The sequence below is a fragment of the Vibrio sp. E150_011 genome (genome assembly GCF_053544015.1).
In genome coordinates this window covers 160,603-187,033 of sequence record NZ_JBHFOL010000002.1, presented here as the reverse complement: position 1 = coordinate 187,033, position 26,431 = coordinate 160,603, and the positions used below count along the sequence as shown (strand labels likewise).

Below are 26,431 nucleotides of genomic sequence, written 5' to 3'. Positions count from 1 at the left end.
CAAGAGGTGTTATTGCAGACCAGTTGCCAATTCCATCGCGCACGACTCGCTCTCTGCCGGGCGTCGGCTAAACATGGCGATAAAACAATGAAGGCCTTAACATTACTGCTAAGGCCCTATTTACTTTATTGAGAGGTCGACTTTATTGAATCAAGCCAAACATTCTTGGCAGGGTCAAACTAATTGACGGAATGAAGGTGATAAGTAGTAAGGTGATCATCATTATTGCGCAAAATGGCCATATTGAACGAATCACACTTTCAATTCTTGCACCACTGACACTACAACCGACAAACAATGCGGTGCCGACCGGAGGAGTCGCGATACCAATACACAAGTTAAAAATAATCATCATTGCAAAGTGGATCGGATCCATACCCAACTGAGTAGCAATCGGCATAAAAATTGGCGTGAAAATTAGTAATGCCGGCGTTAAGTCCATGAACATACCAATAATCAAAAGAATAATATTCATCAATATGAAGATGATGATTGGGTTATCTGATATCGATAACATCCACTCACTGATCATGGTCGGTAAACCTGTAAACGCCATTGCCCAAGACATGATGGTTGAGGCGCCAATAAGAAAGAGCATAATCCCTGTAATTTCGGTTGTCTCTACACAGATCGTTTTCATATCGGTCAACTTCAGTGACCGATAACAAAGCGAGAGCGCAAACGCATAAAGAACCGCAATACATGCGCCTTCCGTCGCAGTAAAGACTCCACCAATAATCCCGCCAATTACGACAATGATCAGTCCAAGGCTCGGGGTAGCTTGCCACACAACGGTCGCGATCTCCTTGAGCGTTTTTCTTGGACCAACCTCAGCACCGTAGCCTTTTTTCTTTGCGATAAAGTAAGCCACGACCATGCAACTAACGCCCATCAAAATACCTGGGACATAGCCTGCAACAAATAAAGCCGCCACCGAGGTACCACCGCTGACAACGGAAAAGACAATTAAAGAGTTGCTCGGTGGAATCAACAAACCAGACGGACATGAAGCAACATTTACCGCCGTCGCAAACGACTTGTCGTAACCCTCTTTTTTAAGTTGTGGAGCAAGGGTTTTACCTACCGCAGCGGCAGAAGCGACGGCTGATCCAGAAACGGCACCAAACATCATATTTGACAGGATATTAACGTGTGCCAAAGAACCCGGTAGCCACCCCACCAATAATTTCGCAAAGTTAACTAAGCGAGTCGCAATTCCGCCTCGATTCATAATGTTACCGGCTAGAATAAAAAATGGGATCGCGAGTAAGCTAAAGCTGTCTATTCCGGTCACAATTTTTTGCCCTGCGGTCATCGTAGCGACATCGAATGGCAAGATAGTAAACATAATAATGAGAGAAGACATGGCAATTGCAATTGCAATAGGGACACTAAAAGCAATCATCACCATAAATAAGCTGAGTAACCAAATGCCTATGGACATATCCATACTTGGAATTCCTTATTAATTATTTTTCGTAGAACGAATCCAGCATATTAAGCAAGAGATATATCGTTATAAGAACGGCTGAAACAGGCAATATGCAATACACATACCCCATTGGTATTTGTAAGGCTGGTGAAAACTGTTGCATGGTTCGGCCAATTAACGCTACCCCGCCTTTAAACATTGCGAGCGACACAAACGTTAGAATAAGCGCATTAATAGCGAACTGAAGAACTTGATTCACTCGCTTAGGAACACTGTCAGCAAGGAGGGTGATCGCCAAATGCCCTCTTACGCCAAATAAATAACTCGCACCTAGCAACCCTAACCAGATCATAACGTAGCGCGATAATTCATCGGTAAAAGAGCTAGGATCATTTAATACATATCGACTAAAAACTTGCCATGTGACGGTTATTACCAAAACAATCAGTGCCACTCCACAGAATGATAGTATTAGCTTGTCTACAATACTTCGTAGACCTTTCAAAAAGGAATGCATTCAATATCCTTATTATTATAAATACAATACCGGCCCTATAGGCATATTATTTATAGAGCCAGCATTAGGCGGTTAATACTTACATCTCTTGAATCTTATTGACGTAATAACCTAGTTTTTCATCTTCACGCGCAGAATCTAGCATCGGCTTAACTTTTTCTCTGAATTTTTCTTTATCTACTTCTACAAAGGTGACACCCAGCGCTTTCGCCTTTTCTACATTGGCACTCTCGGTCTCATCCCAGATGCGAATTTCTTCGTCTAGCGATTCTGCCGCTGCTTCTTTTAATATTTTTTGCTCAGCATCACTTAAGCGCGCCCATGTTTCTTCTGAAATGATGATAAGGTCAGGCGTCATGGTGTGTTGATCCAACGAATAGAACTTCGCGACTTCTGTATGACGCATCTCCACTAAGCTCGACACATTATTCTCTGCCGCGTCGATGACACCTTGTTGCAATCCAGTATAAATCTCAGTGAATGGCATTGGTGTTGCTCTAGCACCTAAAAGATTAATCATCTCCATCATCGTTGGAGACTCAGGCACACGCACTTTTAGACCTTTCAAATCTTCTGGCGTATTAATTGGTTTTTCACTGTAAAAGCTTCGAGATCCTGAATCATAAAATGTCAGACCAATAAAACCTTTACCTTTACTCGACACTAATAATTCTTCTGCTGTATCACTCTTCATAAAGCGACGCATATGCTCAGGATCATTAAATAAGAAAGGGATAGATAGTACTTTAAATGTTGGTTCAAACGATTCAGACAATGCACCGTTTATTTTCGCCATATCAATTGCACCAGTTACCACTTGTTCGGCTTGGTCTCGCTCTGATCCCAACTGAGCATTAGGGAATATTCTAACGTTCATGTCGCCATTAGATTTCTCTTTCACCTTGTCTGCAAAAATAACCATTCCTTTGTGGGCTGCATTATCTAATGACATTGCATGCCCCAACGTTAACGTTGTCGCGCTTACATTAAAAGCGGCTAAAATGGATGTCGCCAATAATGGTAATATAAGTTTTTTCATTGAACTTCCTTAGATGTGTTTTCTGTCAATTCCAACTCAACATTCAATGCCATTATAAAAATGCACTTTTGTAATACAATAATCTAAGAATACATACATGAGCGAGATCACAAGTGTTCATACAACAAAAAATAATATTTACTTATTGGTGTTACATCTACTTACATGTAATTTATAGAATTAATCACGTTTTTCACCTCATTAATATCTCACCTCAAGATTGACATCTAACAATTAATATAAATTACTGACAAAACTATCTTTTATCAACGGTAAATATGTAGCTAAGACAATTAATGTTTTTGTGATGGCTCTTCAACTCTCTCAGCTAATTATCTTGTCATATAATAACAATCCTGTTTGTAGGTAATCATTCTCAATACCTACAATGACTTCCGCCTCTCAATATTTTCTGAATACATTAACGACGTACCGAAGGGTGGATCCAGCTAAAAGCATGTGTACACAGATGGCAAAAAAGCCACCAAACAGTGACTTTTTATAATGAACGGGTTAACTACTGACAACCAGCCGCTCGTAGTTAGGCGCTTTAGCATCTAGTACTAATGTGGCTGATAAAGATTGGCATTCATTGCTTGGCCTTTTATGGGCAGGAACAACCTCAATCAAGGCACTACACTCAACACTTTCTTTGATCAACTCATCAATTTACGACTGCTTCATCGGTGGCAACGATTTTACATATCACATAGTCTAGCAAGCCTTTCCTACTTATTAATCAAGCTCAGACTCTAACGCTTTCTTTAGCTCTGAATAGGGTAAATAACCAGGAATAATTTGGTCGTTAATAATCATGGCTGGCGTACCGCGCAAGCCTAAATCGAGGAAGAATTGGTTATTTCGCTCCAAGATTTCATCCGAAACATTCGATTGCACCAACTGGCTTTGTGTACCCGTTTTATCAGCAATAGCCTTCAACGAACGTTCATTATGAAGACGTGGATTTGCTGCCAACAAATCATTCACTTGCTGAAACTTATCCGGTGCGTCACGCCATACATTCAAGGCATAACTCGCGGTTGTGTATTCCAGTTTACTATTGCGCTCTTTCAGTGGCACATAGATATTAACCACCTTCACTTGAGGGTAATCTTGCACCAGTTTTTCTAATTCAACATCGAGTTTCTTGCAATAAGGGCAATTATAGTCCGTCACATTTACAATCGTCAGTTGTGGATTTTCTGCCTCACCGAACGATGAATGAACAGCACTATTAATATGTGGCTGATAACGCTGCAGTGCGGCACTAATACCTTGCTGTTGCGCGATAAATCCGCTGAGACTTTGATGAAGCGTGTCCACGACTTCAGGATGCTCTTGAAGCATTTGAGTGATCTCTTTAATTTTCAAATTGGTCGCGTCCGAGGCTGAATCCGCCATCGCGTTAACGCTAAAACCAAGCAACCCAATTGAGATTAATGTCTTAATTTTATTCATTTTTACTATCCATTTAACTGTCTATATCAGCAAGGCTCTGCCATGCTGAGCGTGCAATAAAGAATGATGTTGGTTGACTACAACATCACTAACCGAGCGAAGAGGCCTATTGGGGTTGTGACCCCTGTTGTGGTGGAGGCGATTTTTCCGTCCTTTATAATGACAATGGTTGGCGTTGCCGTAATACCCCAACGATGCAAGATCTCACCTTTTGGGTCATTGAGATTTGGGAAGTCCGTTTCTTTGCCGACCATAAACTTTTCTACCCGTTCAGCAGGGCCGGAAGTCGCAGAAACGCCAACAACCTTGTAAGGGCCATTAAACCAATCAACCGTTGGAGTGACGAACTTGCACGCAGGGCACCATGTCGCCCAAAAATAGACAATCACCGGTGCTTGTTTACTCTCTTCCAACACATCTATCCACTCGCCTTGCAATGTCTGACCCGCTAAAGAAGGCAGGTCAACGACTGGCATATCGCGAGTCCGGTAGTGGTCGACAGCGATACTCACCACGGTGATGATCAGCACTATCAAGCCCCACTCTTTGACGTGATGACGCCAGCCTTTACGTGGCTTTTTAGCTTTGTTTTTAACGCGCTTATCACCCACCATTATTGTACTCCCTGCGCCTCGGCGATGGCACCAAGTACGGTGTCATCCGATAAGATCACGGGAAGTGGAATGCCTTGTGGTGCATTGGGACCAAATACGATGTTAAATGGCACACCGTATCGCCCGTAAGAACGCAAGAATGCCGTGACATTGTCACTCGGTGTTGTCCAGTCACCTTTCATGGCGATCACATCACTACGCTGTAGCGTGTCATAGACAGGCGGTTGCAAGATAACGCCAATTTTATTGGCCTTACAAGTAATGCACCAATCTGCCGTCACATCGACAAATACCGTATTACCAGCGGCAACCTGCGCTGAAATCTCTTTCGTGGAGAGCTTCACCCAATCAGGCTCAGGAGGCAGCGGTGTTGCCCAGCTATTTGCCGTCATACTGCCACCAATGAGCATACCCGCCAGGGTAACAATGCTAACACCACCCAAAATCAAGGCCGGTTTATCACCATAGGTTTTCTTTACCCGTAAAAACAGCCACACGAAACCCGCTAAGGCCAGCACTCCGACCCAAAACGGTGGAAGATGATTATTCAGCAAAGACAAGAGCCAAATGGATGTCATGAGCATCATCACACCAAAGACAATCTTGACCTTATTCATCCAAGCGCCTGGCTTCGGTAACCAAGAGACCATGCGAGGAAACAAGGCGACAAGAATCCATGGGGATGCCATGCCGACTGCTAGAGCGGTAAAGATAGCAAACGTTGCCACTGTACTCGTCGCCAGCGCAAACGCCACAGCGGTACCCAGAAACGGTGCTGAACAAGGTGTTGCCAATAATGTCGCAAACATTCCCTGTACAAAGTGCCCCGCATATGAGCTGTCTCCTTTCGTAGCGACCCACGTGTTCAGACTACTTGGCAATCGCAGCTCAAATAGACCGAGCATATTGGCCCCAAACAATGCCGTGATAAGCAACATGAACCCAATAAAGCCACCGCTTTGGAATTGAATCCCCCAACCGATACTTGACCCGGATAATTTCAATAGCGTGATAAATAAGGCAAGCAACCAAAATGAGGCCAAAATACCTAAAGCGGACGCCATAAATTGAGTTCGAACCTTGGTCCGTTCCGACGCCGCGGCAGAGATAACGTGGCTTAATTTCATTCCCAGTACAGGAAAGACGCACGGCATGATATTAAGGATGAGTCCACCCAACAGGGCAAAACCTAACATCGACAACATCGAGCCTGAAGCCCATGATTCAGAGGCACTTGGCTCACTGACCACACCATTAGTCACGGTGAGGGACTGCTCAGCCAGTAGGTTTTGATCGATTAAGGTCACCAATATCGGTCGCTGGTCCAGGTCAGGGTCACTTAACCAACTAGTCACCTTCATCGTCGCCACTAGGGTATCTTCATTGACGACAATGTTTGGCGATAGAAATGAGTAGTCTTCAATATCAACGTCGCTGCTATCCACCAATAAATCTGGCTTCACCCAGCCTTGTGGATTGACGACGGTGACTTGTAACTGTTGACGAGAGCTATCCCAGATAGCGTCCACCTTTTCAATTAATGGCGACGCCTTTGGGACTTGACTGATAGCCTGTGCATATTGATACATCGAGGCTTCCGACACTTGCAAGTCCATTGGTAAAAAGGTCATGTCTATCGGAAAGTCTGTCAGTACACAAACCGTTGTGCAGCTTGAAATAGTGGCGATCGCCGAAAGCGTCACCGGAGCATGAATGTCTTTCACTTCAATATGAAGTGGGAACGTCACGTCATGCTTATAGCCCAACGTTTCAAGACCAAGTAGATCGAATCGATGCGGGTACGGCCATTCCCAATCAATAGCTTTGATATTACTTGAGGCTTGCCAGTTTAGCTCAGGGGCGATCCCCCCCTCACCAGGTGACCGCCAATACGTTTTCCAGTCTCCTGATAAACGAACCTCGAGAAAGCCCTCAACGATTTGGGTTTGTTCGTTTACTTGCCCAGTCAGCACGACCCTGGTTTCAACGTGGGGATAATCACTATTTTGTATCCAGCCTGTGCCTATTTCTGTCGCAGTAGCGGTCGAGTCGTTCTGACGCTCACTCACCCCAACGCTGAGAATTTCAGGGCTCACCAAAAGCCCCTCTTTAGCAAATGCTGGCGAGGTGAACGATGACAATACGAGCACAAATAACGTTAACAGTATCGTTACTGAACGTTGGTATAAGTTTAGTTTTTTCATTGATATTCCTAAAATAAAATCACGACGAATCCGATTGCGATAAGCAATCCAGTACGACGATATTTTTACTCGTGGAAAGTGCAAAGCCGGAGATGGATCCGATACCGACTAAAAATAGGCTCAGTAAAGGGACGGTATGAATGGTAATAAACACGGCAAACACCAAACGTGAGCAGCATAACCGTGAGGGTAATCAACCATAGGCCATCAAGGTCTAAGGTGTGAAAGTTGAGTAACTTACTCGATAAGCTGCATTCATCACTGGCTTGTTTCACTGGCGCTGAAGCCGCAGGACTAATAAGGGACGCGTCTCGATTAGCAGAGCTTACCTCTGATATCGCGCCTTTTGAGCTACTCAGCGATTGATTGGGTTCGACGGCATTAGGATGAGAACACACTTGCAGTAGACCACTATTTTGCATCAAGCACACAAACAACACCCACCCAGTAAGGATGAGCGCCAATTTGGCTTTTTTGCTTAATGATTTCTCTCTGAGATCAGAGATAAAAAGTGGACTCAAAATAATTTCGTTACCGTTTGTCAGTGTTACTGTCTGCTTTTCGCACAGTGTAGTGAACCTCTGTGACTAACTCTAGAGAAATTTATACATTTTCGTGATTATTAACACTTTTCGGACCATAATCTCTATGAATAGGAAACGTCATAGTCTGACATAACTATCCAACATTTAATCGAAACGCTTGAATCAAATGCTCATAGTAGACACCTCGGGTTATCGACTCATCGCAGGTTAATTTGCTTGAATCTCCCTTTACCTGCCACGTCAATAGAGGTACCTTCATAAAATCCTTGTTAGCTTCTACTGACTCTTGTCACACCCAAGCATTCCTTCGTGCTTTTATCTGATAATAGTCATGTGTTACCCGCACTTTATTTCAATTTATATTTTTTTTTAACCCTCTCCCACAGGCTATGTTATAACATAACTCAAACTCAGCCAATTGATAACTATTCGTAATTATAGCTGCATCAATTTACTTGGCCAGCGCCTGGCTTCCAACTCCAATACTCAAATAGGTACACATCTCCACATGTCAGCCCAAGCCACTATTCCGCCCTCACCTTCGGACGTTCAAAGTGTGAAAACACGTCTCGCTTCTATCGATGTTATGCGGGGATTAGTTATCTTATTGATGCTCATTGACCACGTACGTGAGCGATTTTATTACCACAAACCCGTATCTGACCCAATGAGCCTGTCGGATACCGAACCAGAACTGTTCTTCACTCGCATCCTTGCGCACTTATGCGCACCGTTATTTGTTTTCCTGACGGGGATTTCGGCGTGGCTTTATGAAAACCCACACGGTAGACCCAGCAGGAATGCGAGTGAGTTCCTTTTAAAGCGTGGCTTGTTTCTGGTCTTTCTTGAAATGACATTGGTGAACTTTTCATGGTTTGGGCGCTACGAGACGCTGTATTTACAAGTCATATGGGCTATTGGGTTGAGTATGATAAGCCTTAGCTTACTTTGCCGTTTACCACGTACCGCCACCGCACTCTTGGGCTTGTTGATTGTATTTGGGCATAACTTACTTACCCCAATTAATTTCGCCATGCATGAGGTGGGATATACGTTTTGGACTATCTTCCATGACGCGAATTTTTTAGTCACTGAAGGGCCACTGAAAATCAAAGTGTCGTACCCAGTATTACCTTGGATTGGGGTTATTCTACTCGGTTATTCTGTCGGCCCATTATTTGGTTCAGCGGTCACTCAAGCAAAGCGTCAGTTAACCCTAGTTAAACTTGGTTTGCTAAGCCTTGCATTACTTATTGTATTGCGTGGATTCAACATATATGGCGAAACAGATGCTTGGGTTAGCAGTGGGAGCCTGCTTGAAAGTGTCATGTCTTTTGTGAACTTTACTAAATACCCGCCGTCGTTGTTGTATATCCTGATGACCTTAGGTGCTGGCCTCCTTTTGCTCGCTGCATTTGAAAAGATGAACAATGCGGCCACCAATGTACTGCAAATCTTTGGCTCCGCGCCCATGTTCTTCTACATAGTGCACCTTTACTTGTTACTCATTGGCTATCGATTAGTCTTGACGGTCTTTGGTCCAAACCATGGTGACTTATTCGGAATACCAAGCGTGGGCTATATTTGGTTAATTTCAGCGATCTTAGCTGCGGTACTTTATTTCCCTACGAAGGCTTTTTCGACCTATAAACAACGAAGCAATAGTAAAATTTTGAAGTACTTCTAAATAACTCAATTGCTATACGTCGAGATGACCTTCACTTGTAAAGTGGTCAGGTCATCTCGGTACTGGTCATATTAGCCAAAAACAATAGCGTCGTTTACGCTAATGGTTGTTGGTCGTTTCCCAAGAACGTGAACCATACCGGGTAATTCTGGTGTCATTCTTCCATCAAACTTTATCGTCACATGTCCTAGCTCATTAAGGTTTTTGGTCGCCATCTTACCAATAGAAGTCACTATATAATCTCGCTCACCAATCAGTAACGTGCTTTCAGTCGTTAATGTACCTCGCTCTGCTCCTTGATTATGGATAAAGCAATAATCCACTACATCTTCAGGAGCAGATTCATTGAATAAGATCATCATATCGTCCTCCAATGAATCATTCGCAAGTTCACCAATTTTCGTTATAGATGCTTTAAATTGAAGTGACATCTCGACTCCTATTGATAAATGAACATAGACACGAACCACGCCAATAAGACTGTAGGAGCTCCTGTAATAAAGCGAGAGTACAATACGGATGGTACGCCAATTTCTACCGTTTCTTGCTTAGCATCTGCCAACCCAAGCCCAACAGGAACAAAATCACAGGCTGCCTGAGAATTTATCGCAAACAAAGCTGGTAATGCTAAATGAGGGGGGATGGCACCCGCACCAATTTGCACCCCTACAAGCACGCCGATGACTTGTGCAATGACAGCCCCTGGGCCAAGAAATGGCGAGAACAGAGGGAATGAACAAATTAATGCCAGCGTAATAAGGCCTAATGGATTCTGTGACAAGGGGGTCAGCACGTTTGCGATAAGATCACCTATACCTGACGCCATGATAATACCGATGAGCATCGATACAAACGCCATAAAAGGCAGAATTGTTTTCAAAACAGTATCAATGGTGTCACGCCCTGCTTGGTAAAATATCGACATGACATTTCCCATCGAAAGTCCAATACTGGCAACTAAACCACTGCTCTGCTCGCTTATTTTTTTTGTTATATCAATCGCAGGAGCAGTGGGTGAAGGGATAGGATCCGAATGAACGACTTTTTGATGATCGATAGTTCGAGAAACTAGACTCATGCCAGAAGAGTCTATAGATGAGACATAAATGTCTTCGTGAATATACTCAGCCAGTGGCCCACTCTTACCAGTCGCATGTATATTAAGCGTAAATAGTTTTTTCTTAGGGTATAAGCCACAACGTAATGTTCCACCACAATCGATAACAACGAAGGCCACATCTAAGTCGTCGACAATATTCCTAAACCCATCAACCACTTCTAAACCGGTTAATTGACTCAAATAATCAACAATCTCCGGTTTTACTCCACCAGTTACATATAAAATTTTCTTACCAGGTTTTATTGGAATATAGAGTGGGCCTCCCCAGCCTCCACTGCCTGCAATTACCTTTAAACTTTGATTCATACATTCCTCCGGCTTTCAAAGTCCGGATTGTCCGAAAGCGTTTTACCTTGCTGCCGACATAGCATCGAAGTCGTGAAGTCCGTGACCCAGCCTCTAAAGAAATTACTTATCAAGCCCACAAGTAAATAAGTGATAGCTAAAGGGCCTAGAGGAAGACCTAATTGTGACAGTCCATTTGCAATGCCCAAATATATAAAAAGCTCCCCGGGATTTACGTGAGGGAACATACCGTTCATAGTATGGCAACTGTATGACGCTGATGCGTAGTAAGAAGGTTTATAACGTTCCGGTAGAAACTTACCCAAACTTAATGTCATAGGATTACAGAAGAAAAAAGTACCAAGGAAAGGAAGAACTAAATAACGAGAAAACGGGTTGCTTGCACATTTTTTAGCAAGTTTTTCAATTCGATGCTGCCCGATAATTCGAATAAGAGAATTCATGGCAACGAGCAAACAAATAAGAACTGGCAATATATCAACGACCATTCCTAGTAGAACATCCCCTCCTTTTTCAAAAAGGCTAAAAAACCACTCAGCGGCAAGTGTTATGCTATCCATAGTGTCCACACGGTTACGTTCAAGTGACCACTATTTTTCATTGGTTGCAGTCACTTGAAAAGCACATATCTTTCATTTTGTGAGTTCTATCAATAACAAAACTTTCAAAGTGAAAGTGATCACTTTTAACCTTACACTAGATACACCGTAATCCCTTTACTCTTTAAGCCCTCTAGATCACTTTTAGCTATGTCTGTATCCGTCACAACGATATCAACGAGATCAATAGGGACCACAACGTTTGGACTTTTACGACCAAACTTCGAAGAATCAAGCACCGCTATAATTTGATTCGCTGATTGACACATCGCTTGACTGACTTGATAAGCTTCTATGTATGTCGTACAGCCTTGAAGTAAATCGAAGCCGTCGGCTCCAATAAATAGCTTGTCAAACGAAAACTGGCTAAATGCGCTTTCTGCTAAGCTACCATGAAAAGAAGCCGATTTTTTCCTGTAAGTACCACCTGGCATTATCACCGTATGCTCTGAGTCGAGATCATTCAGAGCACTTAGAATATCAATACTGTTTGTCATTAATGTCAATGACATAACCTTATCTAAGTTGGGTATCATCTGTAATGTGGTGCTCCCACAGTCCAAGATTATAGATTCACCATCTTGAACAAGCTCTGCCGCTTTGCGAGCAATTCGGGTTTTCTTGTCTAGATTGATTGTTTTCTTGTCATCCATCGCTATATCTTCGGCGATAGATGTAGGTTCTGATGGCGCACAAGCTTCTGCACTACCATACCGTCGCGCAACGACACCTTGAAGCTCCAGTTGTCGTAGATCCGTTCTAATTGTTGCGCCAGAAGTTTCAAAGATAGCCGCGAGTTCATTCACTGCGGTCTTCCCGTGCTCTTGTAAATAAGAGACCAATCTACTACGTCTATCACCAATGGTCATTAGCTAAAATCTCCTCTTTTTTTTATTGTACACGAAAAGCATTTCACTTTAAAAGCCGCTCATTCAGTTTGAAAAGCCACCTTTAGCGCTTCTTGTGTACCCTTATCAAGGCTACTTACCTTTTGATTTGAAAAAGGAAATGCATCACCAATTAAGCTATCTAACGTTTCAGGCCTAGCAAATACCGTCACACCTTTTAACACTTTTGCATCAATAATTTTATGTTCTGGTGATTCAGAAAGAACTACTATCGTTCTTTTTTTCCATTTACTCTGAGTGCGTCCTATTTTTACCGTCCCTTTTTTCGCCATTGCTTGAAGCATTCGGTTAAAAGCTCGAATTTGAAAAAAACTCAAGCCTATTTGCCCTATCCAGGCAGCAATCGCCACCACAATTAACATCGATATTGAGTCCATAAATCACCTATGACGCATTTACATTAAATCAAATAACTTTACTGACAGTAATATTACTACACCGTCATTTCTTTAACTTCATTACATCAATGAAAAACCGCGTTGCAAAAACCATTGCCGCGAAGACTAAAACATCAATCACAATGTCCATGAACAGCTCCTCAAATCAATCAAAAAATTCGCCCCTAAAGAGGAACTCCCCCATACAATGATGTGGGGGAGTTACAACATAACCGTTCACATTCGTCGTTTAAAACATTACCTGTCCACCAGTAATATTGATGGATTGTCCTGTGCAATATTTAGCACCTTCACTTGCATAGAATTTCAATACATTCAGGACATCATCATAACCACAACCTGCTTTAAGTGGGACTTTATCGATATAGTGGTCCATTACTTTATCTTCCGGCAATCCTAATTTTTTTGCATATTGCGGAATTAGACTCTGGAACATAGGAGACTGCAACAGGTTACCCAGCATTAGACTGTTCACAGTAATATTGTCATCTGCCAAGTCCAAGGCGATGGACTGCGTAAGCCCTATACCTGCAAATTTTGCAGAGCTATAACCCGCGTTATGCTTACTTCCAACTTTACCCGATTTGCTGTTGATTTGAAGAATTCGCCCCCCCCTACCTTGGTCAACCATATATCGAGCAGCTTCTCTGGCGCATAAGAAATAGCCATTCAAATTGACATTGACGTTAAAATTGAAGTCATCGAGCGAAAAGTCCGTCACCTTTGCCGCTTTTGCAACACCTGCGCTGTAAACTAATACATCGATACTACCGAATTGATCATTAATTGCTTTGAACGCTTTCTCAACACTACCTTCATCAGTGGCATCAACTGCGACTCCGAATGCGTTTGTTTGCCCAGACATAGTGCAGATATGATCAGCTACTCTCACTGCATTTTGACCATTGAGGTCAGCAACACCAACATTGTACCCTTCTAGTGCTAATCCTTCACAAAGGTACTCACCAAGCGTTTGACCGCCACCAATTACAACTGCTGTTCTCATAACAAACTCTCCAAAAAGGGCGAGGCTTGAAAGGTTCAAACCTCAAATATTAATTAATTAAATGAAATCGTTGAGCCAACATGTAACGATTGAGGCTGCAGACCATCTAGGTGCAAACTTCCAACAAAATCGGCCTCATTGGCGGCATCAAAACGTAAAGTGATATGACCTAAGTTACCTAAATTTTGGTTAACGGCATCGCCAACAGCGGTAATCGGATATTGTGTATCATTGATAACAACGTTCCCCCCGACGTTAATGACACCTTTAAGCTGATCATGACTGTGAACAAAACAGTATTCAGCAGCATCGGCAGGCACTGACTCATTAAATAGAATCAACATGTCATCACTCAAAGCCTCTATTGCAGACTCACCTACTTTAATAATTTGTATATCGTATAAGCTCATGATGTGCGCCTAGTTATAGATGAACATTGAAGCAAACCAAGCAAGTAATACTGTTGGTGCGCCAGTTAAGAATCGACTGTATAAAACCGATGGGACACCGACTCGCACAGTTTCAGGTTTCGCTTCCGCCAAACCCAACCCGACAGGAATGAAATCACAGGCTGCTTGTGCGTTAATAGCGAATAAAGCTGGTAGCGCTAAATGTGGCGGAATATTTCCTAACCCTATTTGCGTGCCAATCAGCACTCCAATGACTTGAGCAATCACTGCGCCAGGGCCTAAGAAAGGTGACAGAAATGGGAATGAACAGATTAATGCCAATGTAATCAGTCCCACTGGATTAGTCGCGAGCGGCACTAGCACATGTGCAATGCTATCTCCAATCCCACTGGCTAAGATGACCCCGATTAACATGGAAACAAATGCCATGAATGGGATAATTGTTGATATTACGGTATCAATGGTATCCCGGCCGGCTTGGAAAAATGTCGCCATGACATTCCCCATACCCATACCAATCCGAGCTAATAAGCTGTCTGACTGTTCCGTCAATTTTTTATTTGTATCGATGTACCCGCCACCTGTAAGAGAAGCATTACCATTGGCATCAACCGATATGTCTCCCACTATTTGATGAGGTGCCGCCTTCGCGGTAGACGCTACAGTTTCAGTTTGATTGGCAAAGCTGACACAGTCGACATCCACACTCGACACATAATTACTTTCATTAATATATTTTGCCATCACGCCAGACTTACCCGTCGGCATGACATTCAAGGTTGGAATATTATTTTTTGGATACAAACCGCACCGCATTGAACCGCCACAGTCGATAACAGCACATGCCATGTCCTCGTAATCACACCCCTCAGCAAAACCATCTACCGCTTCTAGACCTGTCAATTCAACCAATTTGTCAACCAACGCAGGGCGAGTCCCTCCCACCATGTACATGATTTTTTTGTTACTAGGGAAATTAATTAATAATTCACTACCCCAACCGCCTTTACCTGCTTTCACTCTAAGTGTTGTCATTGTGGTATCTCCTAATTAACCAAATTTAACTTCACGCTCTAACGAAATGCCTTGTTGCTTCTCAACCATCATGGTCGTGAAATCAGTCACCCAACCTCTAAAGAAATTAGACACCGCACCAACAACTAGATACGCCACAGCTAACGGTGCAAGAGGCAGCCCTAACGTTGTGAGGCCGCTAGCTATACCTAAGTAGACGAACAACTCACCCGGATTGACGTGAGGAAAGAGTCCATTCATTGAGTGGCAAGAATATGAACCGGCAGCGTAGTAGCTTGGCTTATAACGCTCTGGTAGAAATTTGCCTAATGACAACGTCATCGGATTACAAAAAATGAAAGTTCCAACCACTGGGAGTATTAAGTAGCGTGACACCGGGTTGCTTGCGCATCGGCTCGCTAGTTTCTCAACGCGATGTTCCCCGACAAAAGCAATCAACGCGTTCATCGCACATAACAAAGCAATAAGTAACGGAAGAATACCGGTCATCATACCGAGCATGACTTCTCCGCCTTTTTGAAATAACCCTATAAACCATTCAGCTAAAAATATTATTGTGTCCATCTGTTTCACCTTGTTGTTATTTGATGGACTGATTATGCAAGATGGCTTTCAAAATAAAAGCGATCTCTTTCACAACTTTCAATTCAAAAACCAAATATGAGACAGAAAGAAAATAATGAAAGAAATGTGAAAACAAATTCCGACAGACCCTAATGGAAAATAACCTTATTAAACAATGGGATACAAAACAGGAATTCAAATAAGAGCCAGCACGGCAGAATATCACACGATATTGAGTGATTTAATAGTATGAGACCCTCGTCAAACAACAACAATCACGCTCATAAAAAAGAAATGAAAGCCACCGTTTTCATTTTGATAATTACATCGTAAAGTAAAGGTACAGAAAAGATTGGGAGGAACGAGAATGCATCAACCGTATGACAATGAAGAAATATGTAGAACAGCAACCACAATTATTGAGAGAGAAATAAAACATGCATCTCAATTAATTGGTGGCATAAACGATAACTTCGCCAATGCATGCCACAGTATTGCAGGATGCAAAGGTAAAGTGATTATCTCAGGTATTGGTAAATCCGGGCATATAGGCAAGAAGATTGCCGCAACACTCGCTTCAACGGGGACCCCCTCTTTCTTTGTGCATCTCGCCGAGGCCTTACATGGTGATCTGGGGATGATCGAGAAGTCAGACATTGTTATTTTCATTTCAAACTCTGGCCAGGCTAACGAACTCAAAACCATTCTGCCATTGTTGGCAATAAAAATGATAACGACCATTGCTATCACATGCCGAACCGATAGTTACCTCTCAAAAGAATCAACATTTACCTTGCCAATTGCAATTGAAGAAGAAGCTTGCCCGCTTGGGTTGGCCCCCAGTTCCAGCGCCGTTAACACTCTCATATTAGGCGACGCGTTAGCTCTCACAGTAATGACAATGAAAGGATTTGGAAAAGCGGACTTTGCTCGCTCTCACCCCGCAGGAACACTAGGCGCTCAGTTGTTAACACAAATCAAACAGCTACTCAAAGAAACACACCGATTAGCCTATTGTAAAGCAGAGACCTCTCTGATGGAGGCGGTACATGTCATGTGCAAAACAGGTCTGGGTTTAATCGCTGTCGTCGACGGTGAACATGTTATTGGTGTCTTTACGGATGGTGATTTACGTCGTTCATTAAACGACAAAGTGTCATTAGATAACGGTATTGGCACTGTCATGACTCGTCAATTTCATAGCTTAAATGAAAATGACCTCTGTAGTAACGCGACGCACACAATGAATCACCACACTATTTCGGCGCTTCCTGTGACAAACAATGCGGGGAAATATGTTGGGGTCATCAACCTCAGCACTATTCATGAAGCGGGTATTTATTAGATTTTTCATAATTAAAACAGGAGGTTATATGTTTCAAAAAACACTTTTTATCTTTGATATGGATGGTGTGCTAATTGAATCGGAGCCGTTTTGGAGAGAAGCGCAGATAGAAGTATTACGTCATTACGATGTGACTATTTCCGCCGAAGATTGCATTTGCTATACGATGGGAAAACGTATCGATGATATTGCTAGATTGTGGATTAAGCGTTTCAATCTACCCGTCACAGAAGAGTGCTTAAGGTCTAAAATTATCGAAAAAGCCGAAAGTTTGATACGCCAATTCGGGACCATAAAGCCTGGCATAAATGAACTCATCACTCAACTGCAACACCAACGCTATAGAATTGCGCTCGCTACGTCTTCTAGTCAAGCTATCATCGATGCCGTGATACACCGACTCAAGCTTGACAATATCTTCGAACTCGCACTTAGTGCCGACGACGTGCCATTAGGTAAGCCTGCACCTGATGTTTATGACGAAGTATGTCGACGCCTAAATGTAGAACCAACAAAAGCGATCGCGTTAGAAGACAGCCTCACGGGAGTCCGATCTGCACTAGCCGCAGGTATCACAACGATTGCTATACCAGAATTCCACAGCATCGAGTTCCACATCGCTGATTATTGTGTCTCAAATATCAACGAAGTATTCGTTTTATTGCAAAACGATCATTAACTATTAACAAACAGCTCAACAATTTGGGCTGTTTGTTAAACCACGTTGATTACATTAATGTCCATACGCTAACGCATCTTAAACGCTTCCTGATGAAAGCGGTTCTCTGGCAACCCAGCCTCCACCAGTCCAGATTTTAGCGAATCACCAAAGGTCTCTGGACCACAAAAACTGACCTCAAACGACTCTGATTTGAATGATTCTAGGACTTGAGTACTGTCTAAGAATTCTCCTCTTTCGGCATCTACCACATGCAATTCCACGAAGGATAGGTGGCGAAGTAACATTATTATCTCATTGTTAAAAAAGGCTTCTTTCTTCGACTGTACACAGTAAAATAAATGTATTTTATTGATGCGGCTGACTTGATCGTTTGACTGCGCTTTTAGCCAGTACAATCGCGAGATAAATGGCACGATACCAATACCAGCACCTACCCATATTTGGTGCATCGATTGAGGCACTTGAAAGTAGCCATATCCTCCTTCAACTGTCACACCTTGCTCTGCCGCTAACGTGTTAACCAAGTCGTGGGTATAATCGCCTAAGTTCTTGATTCCGAATTCAATGCGTAGGGTACTAGGGTCATAATTTAAAATAGAAAAAGGATGAGGCGATTCCCCATCATGGAAATTCAAATAGGCAAATTGCCCTTCTCTATACAGAATGCCCGAAGTTAATTGAATTGTTATACGGATGGCGTCGTTGTGATTCAATTCTTTAGCCTGAGACGAAAACGACTTTACTTCTACTACGGTACCATCAGCTTTATTCTTGCGCCCAATTCGACCAGTCAGCGACAACCAAGACCCCACTCCCCCAGCTAAGCAAAGGGCAATAATCGTCATGTTTTGTGGGATCGCCACCAGCGTCCAATCAAGCAGCAAGAGTGTGTGAAAAATCCCTGCAACCATCAAGGCTCCCCCTAACTTATGAGTGAACTTGAATTTTTTATAGCTAATCGCTTGTACTAAGCTAATCACACTAAAGATAAGCAACACGTAAAAGGCCAGTTCACCCACCTGCTCCGCAATTGGCCGCCATTGAATCCCTTCGACAATGGCTCTAGGCCCTCGATGGGGACGCTCAATCATACCGGCACCGACCATCCATTTGGCAGACTGAACCGTCAACCAATGCAATAGCAGTGCTACCGCCGCACCAATGCCTAGCTTTTTGTGTAATTTATAACCTTGGTCGAGGCCATTAACCATTTTTTCTACCCAACGAAACCGGGCAACCAGCAAGACAGCTACACTCATATACGCCAGCCCCAACAGACCAGTAAGCATAATGAGCTGGTGACGCCATACAAAAAATTCACCTAACTTATCCCATTGAATCAATAGATTGGGTAGCCAAAGCAAGGTCAATAATACGGTAAGTCTCAACATGGGAGCCTCTTTCGATTAATAAAAATATCCATTCAATAGGATACGCCCAATAATCCACACAAAAAGTAGGTTTACACAGCTTTAATCTGATTTACATTTGTTTACAAACAGCGTTAACCCCTTCTTAACCCCCCTATTGTTATCTTACCCGTCATTGCTATGTCGCTACTTTTTGAAGGTCACCTTATGTTCTCATCTACTGTACTTAAACGCGGTGTTAGTCTGCTTCTTCCTTTCGTTTTACTTGGTTGCAATGCTCAGGCAGAACCAGAACAAAAAGCCGTTGAATCGGTCCACGTTGATACGCTCACATTATCGTCATCGACCTTGCGATTAACCAAAGAATTACCAGGGCGAATTACCGCCTTTAAGCAAGCCGAGGTGAGACCTCAAGTGTCAGGCATCGTCATTGAGCGTTTATTTGAGGAAGGCAGCTACGTCAACAGTGGTGATTTACTGTACCAAATTGACTCGACCAGCTATCAAGCCACGGTGAACAGCGCAAAAGCTCAACTTGATAAAGCGATCGCCAATAAAAATACGACACAAAAAGCGGCGGTACGATACAGCGAACTGCTCAAGAAAAATCTAACCAGCCAAGTACTTTCTGACGAAGCGACCTCCGCTTATCAGCAAGCTGTCGCGGAGGTTGCGATTCGCCAAGCGGATCTTGATAACGCCAATATTGAACTGTCCTATACTCAGGTGAAGGCGCCCATATCTGGAAAAATCGGTATTTCTCAGGTTTCTGAGGGCTCTTTAGTGACGTCTGGGCAGTCTGCGTATTTGACGACGATTATTCAGTCAGATCATGTTTATGTGGATATGCAGCAGTCATCACTCTCGCTGTACAAGATACAACAAGAATTTATCGGACATGAACACGGTGACATTGACGTTCCTGTTTCGGTGACTTTAGAAGATGGGACGCAATATGGAGAGATTGGTTACTTAGCGTTTTCTGATGCACACGTTGATGACTCGACAGGAAGCGTAACACTACGAGCGGTTATACCAAACTCGAATCATGCGTTGTTATCTGGGATGTTCGTGCGAGCGACGATCTCAATGCCTGTAGAAAAAGACTATTTGGTGGTACCGCAATCGACGGTAGTACGAAGCCAGTCAGGTGAACCTTCAGTATTTGTTGTCGATGAAGCTGGTGTCATTGAAAAAAAATCAGTGGTTTTAGGTAGTGAGATTGGTAACGGTTGGGTCATCGAAGAAGGTCTTGTTGTGGGTGACAAAGTCGTGGTGTCTAACCTTATTAGAGTCAAAAACAATCAAAGCGTTATCATCGATACAGACACCGATGTGAACGGCGAGATTATCTATACCGCTAGCGTTTCAGCCCACTAATATAATAGGATTTCTTCATGTCTCGCTTTTTTATTAACAGACCGATATTTGCTTGGGTCATCGCCATTATCATCATGCTTTCAGGTGTCGCTTCTATTTTAACTCTGCCGGTCGCTCAATACCCCACGATTGCGCCTCCATCAATAAAGATCAGCACTTCGTACCCGGGCGCCTCAGCAAAAGCGATTGAAGACAGCGTGACTCAGGTCATTGAGCAAAGCATGACCGGACTTGATAACCTTTTGTACATGTCGTCCATTAGCGATTCTTCAGGCAATGCATCTATCACCCTAACGTTCAGCGCTGATACCGACCCAGACATCGCACAGGTTCAGGTTCAAAATAACCTGCAACAAGCGACTAATCGCCTACCAGCAGCGGTTCAAAACCAGGGAACCTCGGTGACAAAAAGCAGCTCTGGGTTCATGTCCGTGACCAACCTGTATTCACCGGACGGCACCATGAGTTCTGCCGATATTCAAGACTATGCCAATTCAAGCATCAAAGATATTTTGAGCAGAGTAAATGGTGTAGGTGAAGTCACTATATTCGGCTCATCTTATGCCATGCGTATTTGGCTCGATCCTGCAAAACTAAACAGCTATACCTTAACCCCTTCGGATATCTCTGCAGCTGTTTCAGAGCAAAACAGTCAAGTCACGGTAGGACAACTAGGGGGAACTCCAGCCACCGATTCTCAGCTTATCAATGCCTCGATTACCGCTCAGAGCCTACTCACAACAACGGAAGAGTTTGAGAATATCCTCATCAAAGTTGAAGACAATGGTTCTCAAATTCGCCTCAAGGATGTGGCGCGAGTCGAGCTTGGCAACGAAGATTTCAGTGTGGTCCCTGCCTTTAATGGTTATGGTTCTACAGGGATTGCGGTCACCTTAGCATCTGGCGCGAACTCACTCGACACACAAGCGGCGGTCGATGCCAAGTTAGCACAAATGTCAGAGAGCTTCCCGGATGGCTTATTGATGGCCAAGGCCACCGACAGTAACGCCTTTATTCGTCTGTCCATTACGGAGGTGGTAAAAACCCTTTTTGAAGCAGTCGTACTTGTTTTCTTTGTTATGTTACTGTTTTTGCAAAACTTACGTGCCACCTTGATTCCAACCATTGCGGTACCCGTTGTATTGCTGGGCACCTTTTCCGTTATGGCCGTGCTGGGTTTTAGTATCAACACTCTTACGATGTTTGGCATGGTGCTGGCTATCGGACTCTTGGTAGATGATGCCATTGTTGTGGTTGAGAACGTTGAACGAATCATGCATGAGGAAAAACTATCACCACTAGAAGCCACTAAAAAGTCCATGAATCAAATAACTGGCGCGCTCATTGGTATCACGATGGTACTGGCGGTGGTATTCATTCCAATGGCATTTATGTCAGGGTCCAGCGGAGCGATTTATCAACAATTCTCACTCACCATCGTTTCTGCCATGGTTCTGTCTGTCCTTGTTGCTTTGATTCTAACGCCAGTGTTGTGTGCTACGTTGCTAAAACCGGCTGGGCATACCTCAAACTCAACATTCTTTAATGCATTTAACCGTTTCTTTGACCGGTCATTATTTCGTTATCGTGCTTCAATAAAACACGTACTGAGTCGCCCATTGCGCTTTGTTTTAATTTATATCGTTCTGCTTGGCGGTGGGGCGTATATCTACAACTCGTTACCAAGCGCATTCTTACCTAATGAAGACCAAGGTGATTTTATGGTTATGGCATCATTACCTAATGGCTCAACGTTAAGGGAAACCACGGAAGTCATGAATGATGTCACGGCGTATTTTCAGCAACATGAACCAGATACGGTCAATACCGTTTTTACAACATCAGGGTTTAACTTTTCAGGGAAAGGACAAAACGCAGCGATGGGGTTCATCGGGCTAAAAGATTGGTCTGAAAGAACAGCAGAAGGCACCGATGTTAACGCCATCATTGCACGCACCATGGCGTATTTTTCTACCTATAAAAAAGCGTCTATATTTGCTTTTAGTAGCCCAGCAATTCGAGAACTTGGCACATCATCAGGCTTTGATTTCTATCTCGAAGACGTCGGGAATTTAGGTCATGACGAGCTTATCAATCTGCGTAACCAACTGCTCGAAAAAATGGCACAAAGCCCTATATTACAACAAGTACGCCCAAACGGTTTAGAAGATAATGCTCAGTTCTTTCTGGATATCGACTACGAAAAGGCCAAAGTACTCGGTCTCGAAATCAACGATATCAATGAAACGCTCTCCATCGCGTGGGGGTCATCCTATGTCAACGATTTCATTGATAGAGGTCGTTCGAAAAAAGTCTACTTACAAGCTGATGCGGAATATCGTATGACGCCAGAAGATCTAGAGCTGTGGTACGTGCGAAACAGCAACGATGAGATGGTGCCGCTGTCGGCATTCAGTTCATCTCATTGGGGAAAAGGCTCACCACAACTGATGCGCTATAACGGCAACTCTGCCGTAGAGATAATTGGCGAGGCTGGCGCTGGCTACAGTACCGGTGATGCGATGGACGAGGTCAATCGCCTCGCAGCAGAGCTTTCAAACAACATTCAGGTAAGCTGGACAGGAATGTCTTACCAAGAACTAGAATCTGGTGGGCAAGCTCCCATTCTGTATGCCGTATCACTATTAATGGTGTTTTTATGTTTAGCGGCATTGTACGAGAGTTGGAGTATTCCCATCGCCATTATTCTTGTCGTGCCACTTGGGATACTAGGTGCGCTTGCGGCGACTACGCTTCGCGGGATGGAAAATGATATTTATTTCCAAGTTGGGCTATTAACCACCATCGGACTGTCGGCAAAAAATGCTATCTTAATTGTTGAGTTTGCGAAGGAATTGTATGAAAAAGGCATGAGCTTGGTCGACGCTACCGTCAAAGCATGTGAGATGCGTCTTCGCCCAATCATCATGACCTCACTAGCATTTGTTCTTGGTGTCTTGCCGTTGGTGATCAGCACAGGTGCAGGGGCAAATGCACGTAATGCACTCGGCACATCCGTCATGGGAGGAATGATAGCCGCCACTATCCTGGTGGTTTACTTTGCGCCCCTATTTTTTGTTTTAATTGTTAAGATGTTTGGTGGCAACAAAGATACGATGAACACTGCCTCTACGAGCAAATCTGAAGCAGATACAGATACAGATGCAGCATAATGAATTAGCCTCACGGCTCCAGTACCGATGAACAAGTCCCATACCATTGCGCCTTACTGCAAGGCGCTCAACCTCTTCAAGGAGCAACCATGAAGTCCGACAATCTTTGTTTTTTGTTGGTCGAAGACGACCTTGACCTCGCCTCTGCGGTCATTGACTATCTCGATTTAGAAGACATTTCATGTGACCATGCTGCCAATGGTGTTGCGGGCCTAGAGCTAATAAAAACCAACGCTTACGATGTCATTATTCTTGATTTAAATTTGCCTAAAATGAATGGATTGCAAGTCTGTGAGCATATACGGGGTCAAGGCATTGACGTGCCAGTACTCATGCTCACCGCTCGCGATACGCTCGACGACAAATTAATTGGGTTCTCTAAAGGTGCCGACGACTACCTCATTAAACCCTTTGCCATGGAGGAGTTGATTGTTCGATGCCAAGTATTGGCAAAGCGCCGCAGTGGTCAAATATCGCGCTTGTCGGTATCGGATCTCGTGTTAGATCTTAAACTCAAACAAAGCTTTCGAAATGAGACATTATTAAAGCTGTCTCCAACGGCGCTAAAGATACTTGAGTTGCTAATGCGAGAAAGCCCAAACCCTGTTTCAAGAGAAAAGATCATGCAGGCGGTATGGGGAGACGACCAGCCCGATAGCAATAGCCTAAAGGTTCACATATTCAATCTGAGAAAACAGGTTGACGGTAGCTACAACAACAAACTTATTCATACCATCGCAGGCAGCGGTTTTGCCGTAAAGGATAGCGAACACTTATGAAAATTAAACCTAGCCTTCGCGTCTATGTCTTGCTTTCTATGCTCATCAGCGGGGTAGGTTTAATTTGGACGCTATCTGCCCTAAGCAATGGGTATTTCATTACCGGCATGGACATGGCAATGCGCCACGGAATGCTCGCCTATTCTCAACAACAAACCACGGATAACGAACTGGTTTATGTTGAATCACCAGAAAATCCGACGCAGCCTCATCGTCGAACCTTGCAATATAATTTTGTTCAGCACTGGCAAGATTTGCCACCTATATTCACCTCAACTTACCAAGCCGATGATATTGAGCTCAACGAACTCTATAAAAACATGCAAGATGCCACGTTGTTAATGCCTCCCAAGACAGGCTTTTTTTTGATGAAAATAATGAAAGATGGTACGCCGTATTATGTGTCCGTCATTATTTCTCATGATGGGCCGCTATCTAATGAGATCTCTGATCTTCCTCATGTCGCCATCATCGCTTTTACGGCCTTAGGGGGCACGTTTGCCTTCACACTCATCTTGTTATTTGTCATGAGAAGAGTCACGACTCCCGTCGAAAAACTAAAAGATTGGGCTAAACAGCTCGATGATAAACAACTTAAAAAACCCATTCCTGATTTTCATTACAGTGAACTCAACACACTCGCGACATTGATACGGGATAGTCTTAGCTCGGTACAAAATAGTTTGGATAGGGAACGACAGTTTTTGGGTTATGCCAGCCATGAGTTACGTACGCCAATCGCCGTAACAAGAACGAACGGTGAACTATTAAAAAAGCTCATCGAGAACAATAAACCCCCAGAAAAGCAACTCGACGTTGTCGCTCGAATTTTGCGAGCAAGCTTTACCATGACCGACCTGACCGAGACGCTGCTTTGGCTTAATCGACGAGACGGAAAAGCACTAGACACACAAGACGTTCAGTTGGGCTCACTGACAACTCAACTGGTCACTGACTTAACGTATTTGACCCAAGAAAAAGCAATTAACATCGAGATAAAAACCGATGAATTCATAACAAAACTGCCTGAAAGCGTTTGTCGGATTGTCATTTCAAACCTTATTCGGAACGCCTTCCAACATACCGTCAGCGGGCATGTGAGTATTATTCAATCAGGGCTTACGTTCTCTATCACCAATCAAAGTAACAATAATGAATCATTAGGTGATAGCCTAGGTTTTGGTCTGGGTTTAGAGCTAACCGAGCGTTTGATTACCCAACATCAATGGCAATACACGAGCTCTGAAATCGCGGGTGGTAAACACGTCACCGTCACCTTTCAATCCTAGGTCACTAAAATTAAAATAACGGGCTATATTTAGGAAGGTTTAATTATTCTAGAGAAGACTAATGAGTGACGTTCATCGTATCCAGTGGCCAGACTACTTTCACCCTAAGAATGCACAAATCCATGTCCAAAATGACATTATTATCCCAGCAGAATGCGGGAAAATATGGCAGTGCATTGTTCGTGCGCCCTGTTGGCCACACTGGCCTCATCGACGTACAGCGATCCAAATCATTAGAGGAAATAGCCAAGAGCTGCAAAAAGGAACCGTCTTCAACTGGGTAACAAAAACTAAGCAGTTCAATTGTACGGTGGTTGAATACACCCCATTCGAACGAATTGCATGGCGCGGAAAAACAGGGGATGTCGACATGTATCATGCATGGCTTCTCAGCCCTTGCTCCAAAGGATGTCGAGTGCTCACCGAATCAACACAACGTGGTGGCATGACCTGGCTGACCAAACGCTTTGTGTCAAAACAAGTGAATGCATACCACCAGCATTGGTTAGAGACACTCAATAAGCAACTTAACGATTAGCAGCACGCCACATGCTTACCAAAGAGAGATGTG

The 26,431-nt window shown here is 43.5% G+C and carries 25 protein-coding genes; 8 read left to right on the top strand and 17 right to left on the bottom strand.

Going from position 1 to position 26,431, the window contains the following annotated elements; genetic code table 11:
• Positions 1–142 precede the first annotated feature (142 nt).
• From ACE1OE_RS04020 to ACE1OE_RS03990, 7 genes are all read right to left on the bottom strand, one after another.
• Positions 143–1,450: a TRAP transporter large permease gene (locus ACE1OE_RS04020; RefSeq protein ID WP_449210236.1), complete on the bottom strand. Its 1,308-nt coding sequence runs from the start codon at positions 1,448–1,450 to the stop codon at positions 143–145.
• 19 nt (positions 1,451–1,469) lie between these two features.
• Positions 1,470–1,949: a TRAP transporter small permease gene (locus tag ACE1OE_RS04015; RefSeq protein ID WP_449210235.1), complete on the bottom strand. Its 480-nt coding sequence runs from the start codon at positions 1,947–1,949 to the stop codon at positions 1,470–1,472.
• A gap of 79 nt (positions 1,950–2,028) precedes the next feature.
• Positions 2,029–2,988: a TRAP transporter substrate-binding protein gene (locus ACE1OE_RS04010; RefSeq protein ID WP_102471768.1), complete on the bottom strand. Its 960-nt coding sequence runs from the start codon at positions 2,986–2,988 to the stop codon at positions 2,029–2,031.
• A 735-nt stretch (positions 2,989–3,723) separates the two neighbouring features.
• Complete coding sequence (locus ACE1OE_RS04005) at positions 3,724–4,446, bottom strand: DsbA family protein (RefSeq protein WP_449210234.1); 723 nt, start codon at positions 4,444–4,446, stop codon at positions 3,724–3,726.
• 77 nt (positions 4,447–4,523) lie between these two features.
• Entirely contained in the window at positions 4,524–5,060 is a 537-nt protein-coding gene (locus tag ACE1OE_RS04000; protein ID WP_449210233.1) for a protein disulfide oxidoreductase, read from the bottom strand.
• On the bottom strand, positions 5,060–7,264 hold the full coding sequence (locus ACE1OE_RS03995; protein WP_449210232.1) for a protein-disulfide reductase DsbD family protein: 2,205 nt from the start codon (positions 7,262–7,264) through the stop codon (positions 5,060–5,062). Before ACE1OE_RS03995 ends, ACE1OE_RS04000 begins: the two co-directional genes overlap by 1 nt.
• Positions 7,265–7,329: 65 nt before the next feature.
• Positions 7,330–7,785: a hypothetical protein gene (locus ACE1OE_RS03990; protein ID WP_449210231.1), complete on the bottom strand. Its 456-nt coding sequence runs from the start codon at positions 7,783–7,785 to the stop codon at positions 7,330–7,332.
• Positions 7,786–8,365: 580 nt separating this feature from the next.
• Between ACE1OE_RS03990 and ACE1OE_RS03985 the strand changes: the two genes are divergently transcribed.
• Positions 8,366–9,496, top strand: coding sequence for a DUF1624 domain-containing protein (locus ACE1OE_RS03985; protein WP_449210230.1), 1,131 nt, complete (start codon positions 8,366–8,368; stop codon positions 9,494–9,496).
• A 71-nt stretch (positions 9,497–9,567) separates the two neighbouring features.
• Here the strand turns inward: ACE1OE_RS03985 and ACE1OE_RS03980 are convergent, their stop codons facing one another.
• From ACE1OE_RS03980 to srlA (ACE1OE_RS03940), 9 genes are all read right to left on the bottom strand, one after another.
• Positions 9,568–9,927 carry a PTS glucitol/sorbitol transporter subunit IIA gene (locus tag ACE1OE_RS03980; protein WP_102471772.1) on the bottom strand — a complete coding sequence of 120 codons (360 nt, stop codon included), beginning with the start codon at positions 9,925–9,927 and terminating at the stop codon, positions 9,568–9,570.
• 8 nt (positions 9,928–9,935) lie between these two features.
• A complete protein-coding gene (srlE, locus tag ACE1OE_RS03975; RefSeq protein WP_449210229.1) occupies positions 9,936–10,922 on the bottom strand; it encodes a PTS glucitol/sorbitol transporter subunit IIB in 987 nt (328 codons plus the stop codon).
• On the bottom strand, positions 10,919–11,482 hold the full coding sequence (gene srlA, locus ACE1OE_RS03970; RefSeq protein WP_102471925.1) for a PTS glucitol/sorbitol transporter subunit IIC: 564 nt from the start codon (positions 11,480–11,482) through the stop codon (positions 10,919–10,921). Before srlA (ACE1OE_RS03970) ends, srlE (ACE1OE_RS03975) begins: the two co-directional genes overlap by 4 nt.
• 131 nt (positions 11,483–11,613) lie before the next feature.
• On the bottom strand, positions 11,614–12,390 hold the full coding sequence (gene srlR / locus ACE1OE_RS03965; RefSeq protein ID WP_372060643.1) for a glucitol operon DNA-binding transcriptional repressor SrlR: 777 nt from the start codon (positions 12,388–12,390) through the stop codon (positions 11,614–11,616).
• Positions 12,391–12,449: 59 nt separating this feature from the next.
• Positions 12,450–12,791 (bottom strand): transcriptional regulator GutM, encoded by a 342-nt coding sequence (locus ACE1OE_RS03960; protein WP_241903195.1) that lies wholly within the window; start codon positions 12,789–12,791, stop codon positions 12,450–12,452.
• A gap of 265 nt (positions 12,792–13,056) precedes the next feature.
• Positions 13,057–13,833: a sorbitol-6-phosphate dehydrogenase gene (gene srlD, locus ACE1OE_RS03955; RefSeq protein ID WP_372060645.1), complete on the bottom strand. Its 777-nt coding sequence runs from the start codon at positions 13,831–13,833 to the stop codon at positions 13,057–13,059.
• A gap of 53 nt (positions 13,834–13,886) precedes the next feature.
• Entirely contained in the window at positions 13,887–14,243 is a 357-nt protein-coding gene (locus tag ACE1OE_RS03950) for a PTS glucitol/sorbitol transporter subunit IIA (protein ID WP_372060646.1), read from the bottom strand.
• Positions 14,244–14,252: 9 nt separating this feature from the next.
• Positions 14,253–15,278 (bottom strand): PTS glucitol/sorbitol transporter subunit IIB, encoded by a 1,026-nt coding sequence (gene srlE / locus ACE1OE_RS03945; protein WP_102471778.1) that lies wholly within the window; start codon positions 15,276–15,278, stop codon positions 14,253–14,255.
• Positions 15,279–15,293: 15 nt separating this feature from the next.
• A complete protein-coding gene (gene srlA / locus ACE1OE_RS03940) occupies positions 15,294–15,842 on the bottom strand; it encodes a PTS glucitol/sorbitol transporter subunit IIC (RefSeq protein ID WP_102471779.1) in 549 nt (182 codons plus the stop codon).
• A 367-nt stretch (positions 15,843–16,209) separates the two neighbouring features.
• On the opposite strand from srlA (ACE1OE_RS03940), the gene ACE1OE_RS03935 reads away from it, so the two are divergent.
• Together ACE1OE_RS03935 and ACE1OE_RS03930 are read left to right on the top strand one after the other, a co-directional pair.
• A complete protein-coding gene (locus tag ACE1OE_RS03935; RefSeq protein WP_449210228.1) occupies positions 16,210–17,187 on the top strand; it encodes a KpsF/GutQ family sugar-phosphate isomerase in 978 nt (325 codons plus the stop codon).
• A gap of 28 nt (positions 17,188–17,215) precedes the next feature.
• Positions 17,216–17,866 carry an HAD family hydrolase gene (locus ACE1OE_RS03930; protein WP_157933750.1) on the top strand — a complete coding sequence of 217 codons (651 nt, stop codon included), beginning with the start codon at positions 17,216–17,218 and terminating at the stop codon, positions 17,864–17,866.
• A 68-nt stretch (positions 17,867–17,934) separates the two neighbouring features.
• Here ACE1OE_RS03930 and ACE1OE_RS03925 read toward each other — a convergent pair whose 3' ends face one another.
• Entirely contained in the window at positions 17,935–19,260 is a 1,326-nt protein-coding gene (locus ACE1OE_RS03925; RefSeq protein WP_449210227.1) for a ferredoxin reductase family protein, read from the bottom strand.
• A 186-nt stretch (positions 19,261–19,446) separates the two neighbouring features.
• On the opposite strand from ACE1OE_RS03925, the gene ACE1OE_RS03920 reads away from it, so the two are divergent.
• From ACE1OE_RS03920 to ACE1OE_RS03900, 5 genes are all read left to right on the top strand, one after another.
• Entirely contained in the window at positions 19,447–20,619 is a 1,173-nt protein-coding gene (locus ACE1OE_RS03920) for an efflux RND transporter periplasmic adaptor subunit (protein ID WP_449210226.1), read from the top strand.
• A gap of 17 nt (positions 20,620–20,636) precedes the next feature.
• Positions 20,637–23,792, top strand: a complete 3,156-nt coding sequence (locus ACE1OE_RS03915) for an efflux RND transporter permease subunit (RefSeq protein WP_449210225.1) — start codon at positions 20,637–20,639, stop codon at positions 23,790–23,792.
• Between the two features lie 89 nt (positions 23,793–23,881).
• Entirely contained in the window at positions 23,882–24,571 is a 690-nt protein-coding gene (locus ACE1OE_RS03910; RefSeq protein WP_449210224.1) for a response regulator transcription factor, read from the top strand.
• Positions 24,568–25,860 (top strand): sensor histidine kinase, encoded by a 1,293-nt coding sequence (locus tag ACE1OE_RS03905; RefSeq protein WP_372060654.1) that lies wholly within the window; start codon positions 24,568–24,570, stop codon positions 25,858–25,860. Before ACE1OE_RS03910 ends, ACE1OE_RS03905 begins: the two co-directional genes overlap by 4 nt.
• Before the next feature lie 61 nt (positions 25,861–25,921).
• The gene (locus tag ACE1OE_RS03900) at positions 25,922–26,398 is read left to right on the top strand and encodes an SRPBCC domain-containing protein (RefSeq protein WP_449210223.1); all 477 of its coding nucleotides are present in this window, start codon (positions 25,922–25,924) and stop codon (positions 26,396–26,398) included.
• Positions 26,399–26,431: the final 33 nt, after the last annotated feature.